Annotated in this window: 13 protein-coding genes and 1 pseudogene; 12 read left to right on the top strand and 2 right to left on the bottom strand. The window is 41.0% G+C overall.

Features of this window, described 5'->3' with window-relative positions:
• Positions 1-47 precede the first annotated feature (47 nt).
• The 4 genes from ACFI6L_RS04750 to ACFI6L_RS04735 all read left to right on the top strand — a co-directional run bounded on the left by ACFI6L_RS04750 (position 48) and on the right by ACFI6L_RS04735 (position 10166).
• Entirely contained in the window at positions 48-1178 is a 1131-nt protein-coding gene (locus ACFI6L_RS04750) for a PepSY-associated TM helix domain-containing protein (protein WP_039233991.1), read from the top strand.
• 89 nt (positions 1179-1267) lie between these two features.
• On the top strand, positions 1268-3385 hold the full coding sequence (locus tag ACFI6L_RS04745; RefSeq protein ID WP_462573529.1) for a TonB-dependent receptor: 2118 nt from the start codon (positions 1268-1270) through the stop codon (positions 3383-3385).
• Positions 3386-3515: 130 nt separating this feature from the next.
• Entirely contained in the window at positions 3516-5762 is a 2247-nt protein-coding gene (locus ACFI6L_RS04740; RefSeq protein ID WP_462573528.1) for a molybdopterin oxidoreductase family protein, read from the top strand.
• Positions 5763-6557: 795 nt separating this feature from the next.
• The gene (locus tag ACFI6L_RS04735; protein ID WP_462573527.1) at positions 6558-10166 is read left to right on the top strand and encodes a YobI family P-loop NTPase; all 3609 of its coding nucleotides are present in this window, start codon (positions 6558-6560) and stop codon (positions 10164-10166) included.
• Between the two features lie 45 nt (positions 10167-10211).
• Here the strand turns inward: ACFI6L_RS04735 and ACFI6L_RS04730 are convergent, their stop codons facing one another.
• Positions 10212-10469: a helix-turn-helix domain-containing protein gene (locus tag ACFI6L_RS04730; RefSeq protein ID WP_117318168.1), complete on the bottom strand. Its 258-nt coding sequence runs from the start codon at positions 10467-10469 to the stop codon at positions 10212-10214.
• Between the two features lie 72 nt (positions 10470-10541).
• Between ACFI6L_RS04730 and ACFI6L_RS04725 the strand changes: the two genes are divergently transcribed.
• The 8 genes from ACFI6L_RS04725 to ACFI6L_RS04690 all read left to right on the top strand — a co-directional run bounded on the left by ACFI6L_RS04725 (position 10542) and on the right by ACFI6L_RS04690 (position 15449).
• Positions 10542-11066, top strand: a complete 525-nt coding sequence (locus tag ACFI6L_RS04725) for a hypothetical protein (protein WP_462573526.1) — start codon at positions 10542-10544, stop codon at positions 11064-11066.
• A complete protein-coding gene (locus tag ACFI6L_RS04720) occupies positions 11063-12430 on the top strand; it encodes a DEAD/DEAH box helicase (RefSeq protein WP_462573525.1) in 1368 nt (455 codons plus the stop codon). The genes ACFI6L_RS04725 and ACFI6L_RS04720 overlap by 4 nt, the downstream gene beginning before the upstream one ends.
• A gap of 187 nt (positions 12431-12617) precedes the next feature.
• Entirely contained in the window at positions 12618-13187 is a 570-nt protein-coding gene (locus ACFI6L_RS04715) for a recombinase family protein (RefSeq protein WP_117318164.1), read from the top strand.
• 120 nt (positions 13188-13307) lie between these two features.
• Entirely contained in the window at positions 13308-13895 is a 588-nt protein-coding gene (locus ACFI6L_RS04710) for a hypothetical protein (RefSeq protein WP_462573524.1), read from the top strand.
• A 178-nt stretch (positions 13896-14073) separates the two neighbouring features.
• Positions 14074-14457, top strand: coding sequence for a MerR family transcriptional regulator (locus ACFI6L_RS04705; protein WP_462573522.1), 384 nt, complete (start codon positions 14074-14076; stop codon positions 14455-14457).
• A 77-nt stretch (positions 14458-14534) separates the two neighbouring features.
• Positions 14535-14879 carry a mercuric transporter MerT family protein gene (locus ACFI6L_RS04700; RefSeq protein ID WP_014951207.1) on the top strand — a complete coding sequence of 115 codons (345 nt, stop codon included), beginning with the start codon at positions 14535-14537 and terminating at the stop codon, positions 14877-14879.
• A 32-nt stretch (positions 14880-14911) separates the two neighbouring features.
• Positions 14912-15187 carry a mercury resistance system periplasmic binding protein MerP gene (merP, locus tag ACFI6L_RS04695; RefSeq protein WP_462573521.1) on the top strand — a complete coding sequence of 92 codons (276 nt, stop codon included), beginning with the start codon at positions 14912-14914 and terminating at the stop codon, positions 15185-15187.
• Between the two features lie 49 nt (positions 15188-15236).
• Entirely contained in the window at positions 15237-15449 is a 213-nt protein-coding gene (locus ACFI6L_RS04690; RefSeq protein WP_081502319.1) for a GDCCVxC domain-containing (seleno)protein, read from the top strand.
• A gap of 30 nt (positions 15450-15479) precedes the next feature.
• On the opposite strand, the pseudogene ACFI6L_RS04685 reads toward ACFI6L_RS04690, so the two are convergent.
• Positions 15480-17000: pseudogene (locus ACFI6L_RS04685) on the bottom strand (ISNCY family transposase).
• Positions 17001-17099 lie beyond the last annotated feature (99 nt).

The raw sequence follows: 17099 nt of genomic DNA, 5'->3' as shown, positions 1-17099 counted from the left end.
CATTTAGCTTATGCGATTGTAAGCACGATTTTAGCGTTTAACTTTCATTGACCAATTTTCGAGAATCGTTACTATTCGCGTTTATTTCGCAATTTGTGAGCGCTGTTTTGAAACTTTGGGTACGACGACTGCACCTTCTATTAGCGCTGGTATGTGGGTTATTTATTATTTGCCTTAGCATCACCGGTGCATTGCTAATTTATGCAAAAGATATCCAAACCTTTGTCCAACCAGAGAAGTGGACCATAGAATCTCACGAATCGCCCTTACCCCTTTCTTACATAGTGAATGCGCTGGAAGACGAGACGGGTCAGAAAGTCGAGCTTTTAATGCCCGAGTCAGACCCTGAACTCGCTTGGCAAGGGAAGCTCAACAATGGCGAATACGTAAGCGTAAACCCCAACTCTGCCGAAATACTTCATAGATACGATTATTACAGCACGTTTTATGGGTTCACCATGGCTATCCATCGATGGCTGTTGTATCAAGATGGTGACAACGAAAGGCCACTTAGAAATTGGGTGTCTGTTAGTGCCTTAGTTCTACTTCTTGAAGTAATTGTGGGTTTTTACCTTTGGGTAAAGCCAAAAAATAGAATAAAACGCCTTGCGATTAAACGCCGCGCCAAGTTTCGAATTCTCATGTATCAACTTCATACAGTGCTGGGCGTTTATTTGGCTATACCACTAATACTCATCGCTTTTAGTGGCATGGCGTTTAATTGGAAAAGCGCTACGCAGCAGGTGGTGGAAACCGTTACTTTTTCAAAAGTTGAGAAAAGGCCAGTACCTGAACCGTTATCCCACGATGCTAGTAGTGCTTCAGTGGCTATCGATACATCTTATCAAAACGCCATAGCGGTGTTTCCCAATGCGTCACTATTTCGCATTTACTTCCCAAAAAATTCAGGCGAACACTTAGGTTTCAGAATGCAAAACCCCGGCGAGTCTCACGCCTACAGCTGGGTTTGGACAAACCCTCAAAATGGAGAAATAACGGGTTATTACGATGCATCAAAAGCGAACGTAGCGACGCAGGTTTGGAACTTCAAATACAAGTTTCACATTGGTGATTTCGCGGGCCCATTGCTTGAATTTATCTGGTTATTTATCGCATTACTCCCTGCGTTTTTTACGATAACAGGATTTTACTTTTGGTATAAACGCCACTTTAGATAATGAGAATAATTTTCATTATCTTTACATTGCTCTTCTACACCTTTAGTATAACGCGCCTTTCGTAACCTTATTTTCTTAAAAGAGTTTTCATGTTTAGACCATCGCTTACGCTCATTGCCTTAGCCGTTAGTGCGCCTTCTTTTGCTAATGATGCCCAAAAGGATATGGAACGTATTATCGTTTCTGGAAGTCGTGTTATTGAAAGTATTGATGAAGTACCAGCGTCAATCACCGTTATTTCAAGAAAGCAGATTGAAGATCACCTAAAGGTAAATCCCGAGTTACAGAGCTTGTTAGCGCAGATGGTGCCGGGCTTAGCTCCAGATACAGGTAGTTCGAGCAATACTGGCCAGTCTTTGCGCGGACGAGCTCCGCTTGTGATGATTGACGGTGTGCCTCAGTCCACGCCGCTTAGAAATGGCTCGTTAGGTGTGAAAACGATTGACCCTAGCGCGCTTGCTAGAATTGAGGTAATTAAGGGCGCTACGTCTGTTTATGGCAATGGAGCGTCAGGCGGTATTATCAACTACATTACCAAACAAGCAACAGCGCAAGACACGCATGAGGGTCAAGTGAGTTTGTCTTCACGTTTTAGCGCAGTGAAGCTTGAAGAGTCAGCCGGTGCGCGTATTTCAGCTGCGATTAACGGCAAGGTGGAGAATTTCGATTACCTTGTTACCGCCAGTTACGAGGAAAACGGCGTTCAGCGCGATGCAGAAGGCGACATCTTAGGTTTGCAGTACGGCCTGTCAGACGCTGAAACACAGAATTACTTTACCAAATTAGGTTACGACTTCGACCAAGAAAAGCGTCTTCAATTTAGCTACAACTACTTTAGCTCTCAACAAAAAACTGATTTGGGAGATGTTCCCGGAGACATCAACGAAGGCGTGAAAACCTACGCTATTCACGTACCTGAAGCGTTGCAAAAACGCGGGAAACCTCAGGGGCCTGACGGAAATGAGAACATCACCCTGAAATACACAGACAGCAATATCTTTGCAAACAGCGAAATGACGCTTGATGTGTACACACAGGATATTGAGAACGTATTTTTCTTTTCACCTAATTTAGCTAATCCAGATGAAGGCTACGACGGTGGTCAGTCTATTATTCGTTCTGAAAAGCGCGGCGCTCGCGCGACATTTAATACTGCTGTTGATTTTGATGGTGTTGAAGCTACGTTCATTTATGGTATCGACGCACTGAAAGACACTACCTCACAACCGCTGGTTGATGGGCGCGTGTGGGTTCCTGAGATGGAAATGGACAGTTTAGCTGGCTTTTTACAAACGAAATGGGTAATTAGCGACGACGTTATCGTAAAGGCTGGTGTGAGAAGGGAAAGCATCGACTTATCGGTTGATGACTATGAAACACTGAAGCTGTGTCGCTCAGAAACCCAATGTTCTGTTCCTCTTCAGGTTACGGGTGACACCATAGATTACGACGCCACTACTTATAATATTGCGATAAAGTACAACTGGAGCGACAGCTTTAGCCCGTTTTTCAATTACTCGCAAGGTTCAGATATCGCTGACATTGGCCGCCTACTGCGCGCTGCAACGGTAGATGATATTGGTCTTATTCAAACGGAAGCTTCTATCATCGATAACTACGAAGTGGGCTTCACCTCTCTTTTCGACCAAGTTCGCCTTGAAGTTGCGGCTTACAGAAGTACATCTGAACTCGGTACGACAAATAGTTTCAACGAGGTGACAGGTGTGTATGAGCCTGTACGCGCACCGCAGGAAATCTGGGGTTATGAAGGCTTAGTAGACTATCGAATTTCAGAAACGCTCAATGTGGTAGCCACATATAGTTACGTTGAAGGGAAAAATACCGAAGCTGATGTGTACCTTGGCTCTCGCCAAATTAGTCCACCCAAAGCAACGGCAAACGTAAACTGGAAGCCATTAGACACTTTATCGTTAACAGTTAGCTATTCGTATGTGGGTGATCGTAAACGCTTCTCGCCAAATGCTGACGGCGACTATGTGGGCGATCAAGGACCTATATCGAGCTATAATATTGTTAACCTAAGTGGACAGTACCAGTTCGCTGAAAACTGGAACGCGTTTATGGGTGTCGAAAACCTGTTTAACAGCGACTACTATCCTGCGCGCGCTCAGTCATACACCTACGGTGGCTACAATATTAAAGGATTAGGCACCACAGCAACCCTTGGTGTGACTTACTCTTTCTAACCAATAGCACCTCGTCTAATTGTGGCGAGGTGCCTTCTCTTTATCATCACTTTCAGTGATGCTTGTCTATTACAGCAATAACCGCTAATTTCGTAACAACTCATTAACAATGAATTGTGTAGGAATTACCGTGAGCAACGCTGAACAACAATTGCATTATTCTACTTGTACGCTTTGTGAAGCAATGTGTGGTATTGAGGTAGCGACGAAAGGCCGTCAAATACTGTCAATAAAAGGGGATAAAGAAAACCCATTTAGCCAAGGTCATATCTGCCCGAAAGCGAGTGCGTTAAAAGACTTGTACGACGATCCTGACCGCTTGAAGCGCCCGGTAAAAAGGGTACGAATTGACGGCGAGGCGAGTGCATCGGAAGACTGCACCTGGGAAGACAGCGCATGGGAAGAGATAGGGTGGGATGAAGCCTTTGATTTGGTCGCAAGCAAGTTACACCACATCCAGCAGGCCCACGGCAATAATGCGGTAGGTGTGTATTTAGGAAATCCTAATGCGCACAATATGGGCTCAATATTATTCGGGCCGTATTTCTATCGTACCCTCAAGTCGCACAACCGCTACTCCGCTACCTCCGTTGACCAGTTGCCCCATCATATTGTTAGTCGCCGACTTTTTGGTCATATTTCCCAAATTCCCATTCCTGACATTGATCACACGCAGCACTTTATGATCATCGGCGGGAATCCGCTGGCCTCTAATGGCAGCATTATGACCGTGCCAAACGTGAAAAAGCGTTTAAAGGGCATTCAAAAACGTGGAGGGAAGGTCGTCGTTATCGACCCTAAACGCAGCGAAACTGCCGATATTAGCTGTGAACATCACTTTATTCGTCCAGGCAGTGACGCGCTGTTACTGCTAGCTATGCTGCATGTATTGTTTGAAAAGCAGTTATACAAGGCGGATGAAATTTTACCTTATGCCGAGGATATAAAAGCGGTCGAAAAATACGTTCGTGATTATTCACCACAAAAGGTGAGCGAGCTTACCGGTATTACAGCTTCACAAATCACTCAGCTTGTTTTGGACTTCTGCAATGCTGAGTCTGCAGTTTGTTATGGAAGGATGGGGGCTAGCGTACAAGCGTTTGGTACGCTCACTCAGTATCTAATCATGTTGTTTAATATGCTCACCGGAAACCTAGATAAGCGGGGTGGCATGATGTTTACTCAGCCAGCCGCTGACGTATTACCTGTATCAGGCAAGGGCAGCATGGGCGGATTTATTTCTCGCGTAAGAGGGCTTCCGGCGTTTGCTGGTGAGTATCCGGTAGCGTGTTTAGCCGAGGAAATCTTAACCCCGGGGGAAGGACAAATTAAGGCCATGGTAATTGGTGCAGGTAATCCCGTGGTCACTACGCCAAATGCAGAACAGCTTGATAAAGCATTTTCTCAACTCGATTTTATGGTTGCGGTGGATTTTTACGTTACCGAAACCTCCCGACATGCAGATGTGATCCTTCCTCCGGTAACCGCGCTAGAACGCGACCACTACGACATTGTTTTTCACAACTTTGCCGTGCGAAATTTCGCTAAGTATTCGGAAGCGGTGGTGGACATTGACGAAGACCAGCTTAGCGACTGGCAAATATACCTTTCGTTAGCCGAAAGGCTCGATGCGCTAAACGGAAAAAACACCGCACACTATGCTGCGCTTTGGGACAAGCAGCCTAAAGGTGTGGTCGATGATTTGTTGCAAGAAGGTCTTTATGGTCGAGCAGCAAGTAAAAGCGAAAAAGTTGAGGCAAAATTAAGCGAAACTGCAACCGCTATTCCGGAAGGCGGGCTGTCGATTGATACGCTTAAAGCATATCCACACGGTATCGACTTGGGACCGCTACAACCGTCTTTGCCTCATGCCTTGTTCCATGAAGATAAGAAGATTCACTTAGACTTTGATTATTTCATGGCTGATTTAGACAGGGTTAACGCGCATTTTTTTGGAAAAGCGAACCATGGTACGCCGCAAAATCAGCCCGTTGTTTTGATAGGGCGCCGGCATATTAAAACCAATAATTCGTGGCTGCATAATAGCCCTCGTATGGTGAAAGGTAATAACCGCTGTACGCTGCAGCTTCACCCTGATGACGGGGCTAAATATGGCATTACAGATGGCGATGAGGTAAGTGTGAAATCGCGGGTTGGCCGGCTAACCATAGAGGCTGAAATCACAGATGCAATTATGCCCGGCGTGGTATCTATTCCCCATGGATGGGGGCACAACAAAAAAGGCATAAAGTTGTCTGTGGCAAGTCAGCATCCTGGGGTAAACACCAATATTCTTACTGACGATTTACAGGTAGACGAATTATCGGGAAATGCGGTGTTAAATGGCGTGCCCGTTGATCTAGAAAAAGTAAGTTAAACACATAAAAAAAGCCGGCATTAACTAATAAGCTAATGCCGGCTTTTGTGAGAAAGCGCTCAATTGAGCGCGTCTCTCTAGGTCATCGTATCCGTGTTACTATTTAGTTGTTAATATGGAAAATGTCTGGAAATTGTTTATACACTTGCTCTCTAAGCTTTTTCCATACTTTCCAATTTTAAGACACACATGACGTTTCTTATTGAGGAAATCATTATGCATTTTCCAGAGAAAGTATAACAGGGAAGGTATGGATGAATTGACTATTTGTATTCTCTGCTTGGATTAAGGCATTCATAGTGTTTTGGCATTTATGGTGTTTTGCAAAAAAATATTTTCAGTAGTAGCGGTGACAACAAATGGAGAATGTACTTATTGAACGAACGAGTAGTACATTCAACGATCATTGATATACTCACAATTGTTAGGCAACTATGACCGAAAAACGGACTTTCTAATTCTTTGATGTTTGGCCTTTTCAAAGAAAATTTTCAGCTAACTAACTCATGGTTTTTATCTTTTACCGTACATTCCTCAGGGCCATTTTCTTTCCAATAAAAAATACATTTCGCTAACTCAGCCTCCAAGACATTCCTACATCATGTGTTCTAAACAACAAATATCTATTGGCCCCTTGAGTAGAATTGCTTTCTAAATTAAACAATGTGTTACGATGAACTTCGAGTGAAGGCTGGTCGACTTACAGGTTCGGTAATTAACAGGGCAAACAATAACAAAAATTGATAGGGTTTTTACTTTAATACTCTTTAAGGACTTATAAATAAAGGACTTTTTATGAAAAAAATCATGTCCTTATTTTCAAGCTGGATTGATAGTGGATTTAGTCGCTTTACTCATTGGTTACGGTCTTCAGATGCCTTATCTTCTCCGTCGAAATATGTAGACCTAGCTCCTATCGATGATGCAGATAAGGATGATGTGTACTCTGAAGCGTTACGTTTTGCTACCAATAACAAACGAGTTCTAAACATTGCTTTAACGGGGCCTTACGGATCTGGAAAAAGCAGCATTATTCAATCTTTTTTAAGAAGATATCGCCGACCCGCACTTCATATATCTCTAGCTTCTTTTGATTCAGACGAATATGCAGAAGACGATGGTGCTGGACGACAAGAAATTGAGAGAAGCATCTTACAGCAGATGTTGTATGGCGCGGATTCCAATAAACTCCCTTTATCGAGGTTCAATAGAATTCAAACTCCCGGCGCTTGGTCAGTAATTAGGTCCTTTTTCATTATGCTTGGAAGTTTATTTCTTTGGTACATTTTCGATAAGAGAGCCGAGATAATAAGTGGTTCATTTTTTCAGCCGTTTACGATCAGTAATTGGCTAAATTTGGGGGGATTTGCCATAGCGTTAACTTTTCTTTGGTTGATCGTTCATCGTATTTATATTGTAAGTTTCGGTTTGTCTCTCAAGAGCGTCTCTCTTAAAAATGTAGAGATAAAGCCCGCAAACGAAGATCAGGTTTCCATATTGAATCGCCATCTAGATGAAATAGTATATTTTTTTCAATCAACTAAATATGACCTTGTAATAATTGAAGATCTGGATAGGTTCAAGAAACCAGATCTATTTGTGACACTGCGAGAAATAAATAGTCTTGTAAATGCAAACGCAGGCGTTCGTCGTACTATCAGGTTTTTATATGCATTGCGTGATGACATTTTTATAAGTACTGATAGAACTAAATTTTTTGAGTTTATTATTCCTGTAATACCTATCATTAACACATCTAATTCTATTGACATGATGCTGGAACAAGGTAATAGACTAAAAATGGACGAACGGCTTGATCGTCAATTTCTTCGAGAGGTTTCAAGATATCTTAATGACTTAAGATTAATTCAAAATATTTTTAATGAATATGCTGTCTACGTCGCTAATTTAGAGACAGATGGAGAAAGCCTTCTCGATGCCAACAAATTACTCGCGCTGCTCATTTATAAAAACGTTTATCCAAGAGACTTTGAGTTATTACATCGCGGTGTAGGAATCCTCGCCAATATACTAAATCATCAAGAGGTTTTTATAGGACAAACTGAAGCTACATATAGAGACGAACTCTTGAAGCTCGAAGAAAGGCTTGATACTGCTGAACGACAAGTTCCTATCGACTTAAAAGAGTTACAGTATGTCTTCGCTATGGCAGTTATTGAGGTGCTACCAGCTAATTGTACTCGATTAAGTATTGACGGGAATAATAGGTGGATCTCTTTATCAAACCTTTTAAATGAAAGTGTATTCAATGAGCTTCTTGGAGCATCACAGATATTAATCGCTACTCAAAACAGTCAACAGTGGTTTGATTTAAAGCGAGCTTTACATTCAGATTACTCTCAAAAGGTTTATCAGCAGCGAAAGTCAGAAGTTGAAGATAGAGCTAAAGAAAAAAAATCTTATATAATGAATAAGATTATTGAACTCAGATCCAATATCTCAAAAGTAAGAACGCACAAGCTCAAGGAATTATTACGCTTAAACAAAGAGAACGTGGAGATACTTTTTGAAGAGTTCGATGAAAACGGTGAGTTAGCTCGATTTCTGCTCTTGGAAGGTTACATTGACGATACTTACTATCAATATACATCACTATTTCATTCAGGTCGTTTATCACCAAACGATAATAAGTTTCTAATTCATATTAGGTCTTTTGTTACTCCCGAGCCCAGTTTTCAAATTGACAACCCAGAGGAGGTTATCGCGGCGATGAGATACGAGGATTTTGAGTGTAGCTATATCCTAAATGTCATTCTTGTCGATACTCTTTTAGATAATAAGAACCTTTATCAAAATCAAATAGAGAAGCTAATTCGGTATATTTCTGAGGATTTTAAGAATTGTGAAACCTTTATGCAGGCTTACTATAATGGTGGCAATAATATCTCGGAATTAATTGCTCAACTTACAAAAGTTTGGGACGGTTTTGTAAAAGCTTCTATTACCAGCTCCTATAGTGTCCATCACGTTACACAATTGCTTTTACACCTACCGATTAAAACCTTAGAGTCGATTTCAAAAGAATTTCCTGAGTTATCAAAGTTTGTTTCGGAGAACTTTCAAGAGGTTTTAACTCAGTGTCCGGAGCTTGAACCAGAACGGTTCATTTCATTAGACTTTGACGTAAAAGATTTCACAGAAATCAAAAAGTACCCAGAAATAGCTCGTACACTATTTATGCATGGGAATTTTGATTTAACTAAATCAAACCTTGAGTACATTTATTTTTCAATTCTGAGTGAGAAAGATTCTGGTGGATTTCACACTAGAAACTATACAAAAATTCGTGCTCTAAATAACACTATCTTAGCGGAACGTATAGAGCGCGACTTCGAACTCTATTTACGAGACATACTGTTGGAGCTTCCAGGTAATATCAATGAAGATATCGCTGCAATTATTGATGTAATCAGCCACGATGGACTTGATACCAATACCATACAAGACTTTCTAGTTCGACAAGAAGCTATGTTGCCAAATTTGGAGAATATTCCAAATAAAGTACACTCTATGCTATTCGATTTGCTGGCTATAGAGCCACATTGGATGAATTGCCTAAGTTTCATGGAGCAAGAAGAGTTTAATGCAGAAAGTCTGTTTATTTATCTATCTCATGAAACCATACAGAAAAATCTTCTAAAGAAACCAATTCCAGGAGATAAAGATTTCTTAGAGCTTAGAGAGTTCATATACAATGCGAACTCTTTATCCAATAAGAATTACAGAGCATACGTGAGAGCTCTACCTAACTCGTTTAATGTACTTCCCAGAGAGATGGACAATGAAAAGCTTAAGATATTAATAGAAGAGGGTAAAGTGGGATTTACCAAAGATATTTTAGATGCTTTTGCTGACAAGAATGACTTGCAAGTGCAATTTGTTTCGAAAAATATTCCACAATATCTGGATAATCCAGGGGATTACGAACTTAATGATGATTTAAAAGAGGCTCTTCTTCAAACTGAAATTAGTATAAGCTCTAAGATTGAATTAATCAGATTGATGAGCCTTGAAGACTTAGTAAACCGTCCGGAAAGAGCTTCATTAATAGGGCAAATAATTATCGATTCCAATGCGCAAATATCCGGCCTTGATAGTGCAATTGTACAATCTTTAATACGAAATTCGACTCGAGTTGAAACAAAAATCAAACTTTTTAACAAATTCCACTCCTTACTGGAAGAAGCTGAAATACGACAAGTTCTGATAGATTTACCAAAACCATTTTCTGAAATTAAAACTGGCTACCACTCACCTAAATTAAAGAACACACCTGAAAATACGGCATTGGCCCAATGGCTTGATTCGCGGAATATAATTTCATCATGGAGTGAGAGCAGTCTTTTCACTAACGAGATAAAGGTAAATCTTTACAGACGATGACAATTGACGACAAGGAAGCCTCAGACTGACGCCAATTTAGAATTTTCATTTTAGCGACTTATCATTCATCGATGCTATGAGTAGAGAAAGCCCTTCATGTGGGTCTGCATCAATTATCTCGCACAACTCGATGAACTCAACCAGCTCAACCTTTCGCCGAGCTTGTTCAATTTTTCCCAATATGGAATGGTGTTTGCCCCATCTTTCCGAGACCTCTCGCAAAGTTAAAGACTGTTCTTCACGTTGTGCTTTTAACCACAACCTGAGTTTGTCGTAATGTGAGGAATAGACTGATGTTTTCATTGTCTCGATGATAGAGACGAAGTACACTGTCGCGAATTTCGAGACATAAGTTTGGCAATCGAGAACTAAATTATGCCTAAAAAGCAATACGATATTGATTTTTATGATTTTATTGAGGATCTAGGCTTATACACTTTTACCGTGAATGATGTAACGAAGCATCTTTTGGAGCGATATCCCAACGACTTTGACAAAAAGAAAAATGCCACTCAGTTTGTTTATCGCCACTTAAAACGGCTTTCAGAGGATGGACGAATCTCGGCTATTCACGGGATACGTGGCAGAGCGATCGTTTTTCGGTGGTCTTCTGAGTCGAAAGAAGATTCAAAGTTACCTCAACTAACTGAGCATGATAGAAACAAAGCTGATGACATTATAGCCACAAAGCTTCAAGAGAAGATTCGACATTACAAAACGGAAATGCTGATGAATATGGGAGAAACTGAGGCTTACTCCGAGTGGGTGCAAGAAATGCCTGATTTTGCAGAGCATGTTAAATCTCATTATCAGAATACGCGAGAGCAAGCAAAGCTAATGTTGGGCAAAGTAAAGGGATTTGAACGTTTACTTTCTGAGTATGAAGCTCGATTTTCATGAGATTGAGAAATTGGCAGCAAAGAGCTATTGAAACCGCTCTACAAAAATTTAAATCGCCCTTTACTAATTTTTTATGCCTTGCAACGCCAGGTGCAGGAAAGACTGTCATGGCATCTGCACTTGCGGATATCCTCCTAAAGCAAGATAAAGTCGACTTCGTTTTATGCTTTTCTCCGTCGACTGTCGTAGCAAATGACTTTAGAGTTGAACTTGAAGCGATAACTGGAAAACGTTTTTGTGGTGGACTTGGCGCAATAGGTTCATCACTGACTTACCAAAGTATGAGGCATTTGGACGATACGTTTTGGCAGCTTTTGAGTAGCTACCGAGTGTTTGTGATTTTTGATGAAATACATCACTGTGCAGGTAACCAAATTGAAAATGCCAATGCCTGGGGGGCAGAGATTTTAAAGCATATTCAAGGGCGAGCAGTTTATACCATAGCGTTGACTGGAACTCCTTGGAGAAGCGACACTATTCCCATTGCTCTTGCAAATTACATAGGTGAGCATGGTCGTTTACACGTAGATTACAGCTATGATCTAAAGCAGGCTATCAAAGATGGCGTTTGTCGCGTTCCGCATCTCACTCTTGTAGATAACGAGCTTATTACTGTTATTGAGGATGGCGGTAAAGAAAATTTTCAATCGATAACCAAGTTTTTAGAAGATAGTACCCTTCCATACTCAGAAATCATTTTCCATGATGAGGTTTTACGGGAAACACTGGAGCGTGGGATTGTTCGATTGAACAAAGAACGATTAATTGCTGAAGATGCAGGAGGCTTAATCGTTGCATCATCGATCTCTCACGCTAAAAAAATCCAATATTTGTTAAGTCAACTTGGTGAATATAGCAAAGTTGTGACATACCAAGAAAGTAAACCTGAACGGTTGATTCAAAATTTCAAAAGAAGTAATGAAAAATGGATTATCTCGATTGGCATGATAAGCGAAGGAACAAATATTCCCCGCTTACGAGTCTGTTGCTATCTCTCACTAGTAACAACGGAACTCTACTTCAGGCAAGTGTTGGGGCGAGTTTTAAGAGCGCAAAATAATGATCGCGAAATGGGGTATTTTATCACTCCAGCGCACCCTCGCTTACTCGAATTTGCAAGTAGAGTTGCTGAAGAAGTACCACATTGTGCAGTTCTGAACTCTTCAAATATAGATGATTTGGATTTTACGAGGTCACGCATATTAATTGGTGACTCTTCTCTATGCTTCAATCCACAAGTAATTACTAAAACCGTTGCCGAAAAGGAATTCGATGAGGGTCTTCGTAACGATCTGCTTCCTTTATGGTACGACTCGACAATAGACTCATTTGGTCGCTTCCGGCAGAAAATTTTCATGTTGTAAATCTGATCTACACTTTTTCAGTGCTAAAAGGTTTGTCGCAAATGAAAAACTATAAATGAAAAGAAAACGACCGTTTGTTTCGGCTCACAAGCCTTCCCAGATTGTTGGCGAATTTTACTTGCCCGTGCGTAAATAAACTCGTAAATTAATCTATGTAAAGAAAACCTACCTTTTTTTGAATTACAGAATGAAAATCGGTTATGCGCGAGTCAGTACGGACGAACAATCCGACAGTGCTCAGCTAGATGCATTACAAGAAGCTGGATGCGAAAGAATCTACCAAGAAAAAGGTAGTGGTAAGTCTCGCCCAAGACCTGAACTAGAACGAATGACCGACTCTCTTCGTGCCGGTGACGTGGTTGTTGTTCAACGACTCGATCGCTTGGGTCGAAGCTTGAAAGATTTAATTGAGCTACTTGATGAATTTAAACAGCAAGGTGTTCAGTTTATTAGTTTGAATGAGAGCATTGATACCACGACGGCAGTGGGTGAGTTGGCTTTTCATATGATTGGTTCAATCGCGCATTTTGAAAGGCGCATAATTTCCGAGCGAACCAAGGCTGGGCTTGCGGCTGCCAGGGCCAGGGGCCGAAAAGGCGGGCGCAAAGCCAAACTGACCCCTTCAGACATAAGAAAAGCGCATGCGATGTTACTCGATCCTGATGTGACTAAGGCCGAAATAGCAGAACATTTTGGGGTAAGCCGCCCCACACTCAATAAAGCGCTTAATAAAACTGCTATTAAGTGTTTAGATTAGAAAATAACGACAGCACTTAGTATCAAGTTCCAGATGTAACATTGAGCTCGGAGTTTGGCGATTGTGGCATCACCTCATCTACGAAACTGTGCGTGAAAACTGTTTTATGTGAAGACATTAATGGAAGATAAAAAAGAATACATCGACTTATATGACGGGATTCAACCTCCGCACTTATCATTTTACAGTCAAGCAATTAGATTTAACTTGGAGTCCGCAATATATTCTGTTGAATCTGTTACCAATATTTTAGGAGAGGCGGATACGGAAGAAAAGTTGTCTGTTGCTACAGATGCAATTCTTGATGCAGTGCAAAATATGCTTGTTCACACGGCAAACTTGGCGAAGTATTTTTGGGAAACAAACAAAGGGCAGCATAAGATCCATAGGAAAAGAGCACAAAATCTAAGAAAAGTTTTTGATGTCTCAAATAACAGTGTGCTCAAGAATAAAGACCTTCGGAACCATCTTGAACACTTGGATGAAAATATAGACAAGTACCTCTGGTCAAAACCAATCGTTGGTAGAATTTTCCCCGCTTATGTAGGGCCAGAAATGGTGAGAGATAATGTTCCATATCATTTCTTCAGAGCACTTTTCACAGACTCAGGAACTTTTGAGTCTTTAGGCTTACGGTTTGAGATGCAGCCCATAGTTGATGAGCTATATAGCCTTTATAGAAGAAGTTTCGGTGAGACAAAAACATAAGATCGATTGGTGTGAATACCAAGGGATTGTGTCGGTCTAATTACCGAGCGATTTTGTCGTATTTAAGGTAACAGTTAGTATTATCCACTTCAATAAATATGCAAATATTTCCTTTGAAGCATGAGTTAATTAGACGTTTTGTATATTATTGAATTAACCAGAATATTAAAGGTAGCCAATGTATACAATCAGTAAACTTGCAAAAGAGGCAAATGTTGGTGTAGAGACCATTCGTTTCTATGAACGCAAAGGCTTACTTAAACAACCCATCAAACCAATGCAGGGTTACAGGCAATATACAGAACAAGCACTTTCAAGAGTATTGTTCATAAAGCGTGCAAAGTATTTAGGTTTTACGTTGGCGGAAATATCATCATTATTAAGATTAAGTGGTGGTAATTGTGAAGATGTTCAGCAACTCGCAGAACAAAAGCTTGCAGTAATTGAAGATAAGTTAAGAGATTTGCTTAACCTTAAAGACAGTCTTGTCTCGCTCATTTCAGACTGTAAAACTAATCCAAGTGATAAAGATTGCCCAATCATTCAGTCACTTCAACCGTAAAATGACTCATCACTTGACTCCGTACCCATATACGGAGTTTATACTATGCTTAAAAGAATAGTGTAATAAACCTAAATATGGCAAAAAGTAGTCAACTATCAATCTTAGGCGGGCTTGCCGCAGCAATCGGTGCAAGTGCCTGCTGTGCTGGGCCTCTTGTTCTACTTTTATTGGGTATAAGTGGTTCATGGATTAGTCATTTAACACTTTTAGACCCTTATCGTCCTATTTTTATATTCGTGGTTGTAGTTTTATTTGGCTTTGCTGGGTGGAAGATACATCAGCCTGTTGAAAACTGTGCGGATGACGAGGCCTGTGCAGTCCCAAAGGTAAGAACACGACGAAAAGCAGTATTTTGGTTTACCACACTGTTGGCGTTTGTTTTTGTTACCAGCAACTACTGGATCATATGGGTCGTGTAGGTGCTACCACTTAACTCTAATTGGAGAGAAAAATGAAGAAGTTATTGATTACAACTTTATTGTTGATAAGCGGCACGGCGACGTTTGCAAAAGATGCAACTGTTACGTTAGAAGTTCCGTCTATGGATTGTGTAACGTGCCCGATAACAGTAGAAAAAGCACTTGAGCGCGTTAAAGGCGTTAAACAAGTGGAAGTGACATTTGAAAATAAACTTGCTGTTGTAACATTTGACGATGAAATAACAAATCCTGATGCACTAATAAAGGCTACAAAGAATGCTGGTTATCCTTCACTAGTGAAGTCGTAAGGCCGTCGCTAGTTGAACGATATTGAAACCCTCAGAGGAACACTAGACTATGGCGAAAATAGAACTCTCATCGACGATTACTTGCCCACATTGCGATTACAGCCAGCAAGAAGAAATGCCAACCACTGCATGCCAATTTTTTTATGAATGCACTAAATGTAAATCACTGCTAAAGCCTTTGAGCGGCGACTGCTGCGTTTATTGCTCATATGGAACAGTGAAGTGCCCGCCAATTCAAGAGGGCAACAGTTGTTGTAATTAAAAAGTAGTCAGTTAAACAACTGGCTATTTATTATGCTGATTCATACAAAGCTAGTGATCTCTCAATTCTCAGTGCGGTTGTATTCATATCATTCCTCAACCAAATACTGCGCACGCCATTTGGGCTAACATCAATGCCTAATGCTTCTGTTAGCTTATGTGCCACCTTCTGCTGACCAAGGTGAGGATGTTTAAGAGAGAACTCGATTACCGCTTTCTCGATTCCAATATCCACACAGTTTTTGTGCCGTAGATTAGGTGTTTCTTGGCGTTTTAATGCTTCAGGGCCACCTTGCTTAACAAGTCTTAAGTGACGATATATCGTGTCACGTGACACGCCACTTTGGCGCGATGCTTTAGAGACGTTACCGAGTTTCTCAACTAAGGCCAACACCTCTAGTTTCTTTTGAACCTCTAAATCTTCAATTGCTAATTTACAAGGCTAATTGACTTCAGAAACGGCAATTTCTCTTCCAGCGAAGTGAGCGGTAAACTCTTTTTCACTCGTGTTCCTTATCTCGATTTTCTGATTGGCAATGGAGTGCTTGAGCGGTGAATCTATTAGGTAGAACTTGTTGCCATAACTGAAGGTATGGTCATTACGTATTTTGCGGTGATCTTTAATGACGCATATATTATCAAGGTTGATGTGTTTCGACAGAGGCGTAAATTCAGGTGCTTGCTTTGATTTAACTTGAATTTTGGTTTGCCAGAACTGCGGAATAAAGACGTGTTTAAGGTAGGCATTGGCGGCAGCAATATCATTGATATTGTTCAACCTAAGCTCGGGAACAATACGGTCTTGGAAGGTATCGAATGCTCGCTCGATACGGCCTTTGCCTTGTGGTGAATTGGCAAAGATGATTTCAATCCCTAGCTCTTCGCAAGCCCTCTGCATCTGTGAGAAGTTGCAGCGTTTAGGGCCGCCGAAGATACCGGCTCTATCGACATAAAGCGTTTTGAACACGCCTTTGGTTTCAATACAATCTCGCATCACTTTCAAACAACCAACCGTCGTTTCTGAGGGAAAGAACTCGGCGTAGACTTCACTGGTTGCATCATCAATCATGGCAATTAAACAGTGCTTTTTATCCCCAAACCAGAGATGTGGACTGCCATCCATTTGCATCATTAGACCCGGTGCTTCCATGCGCTCTCTGCGTTTTCGAGCATTGCTACGTCTTCGTTTGGCTCGTTTAACATGATGAATATCATGTGCCCAACCACACAGTGTCTCTCGTTTCACGACAATGTGTTCATCGGTTTCTAGCTTTTCCGCAAGATGGAGCAAATTTAAATCAAAATACTTTCCTTTGATTAAGGCCTGCACCGCTTTTTTTATTGATACCGGCGTTTTGTTGGGTGGGGCTTTACCACTGTTACCATGAATAGCGAATTGAATACCAACTTGCTGATATTGCTTTACATAGCGTTCAATGGTGCGTCGAGACTTGCTGAGTAACTTAGCAGCATTGACAATTGTTATCCTGCCTTCAACCACTTTAGCAATAATATCAACGGTGAGTTGAGCTTTAGAATCCATCACGATCATCCTCAACATGCCTCAAATATTCAAAAAAAGAACATTACCAGACATGTAAAAAAGTGACCGACAGTTTCCCTTGGTAATTAGCGATTACGACAGAATCGC

Source organism: Alteromonas sp. G4i35 (assembly GCF_054960375.1).
This window is presented reverse-complemented; position numbering and strand designations above follow the sequence as displayed.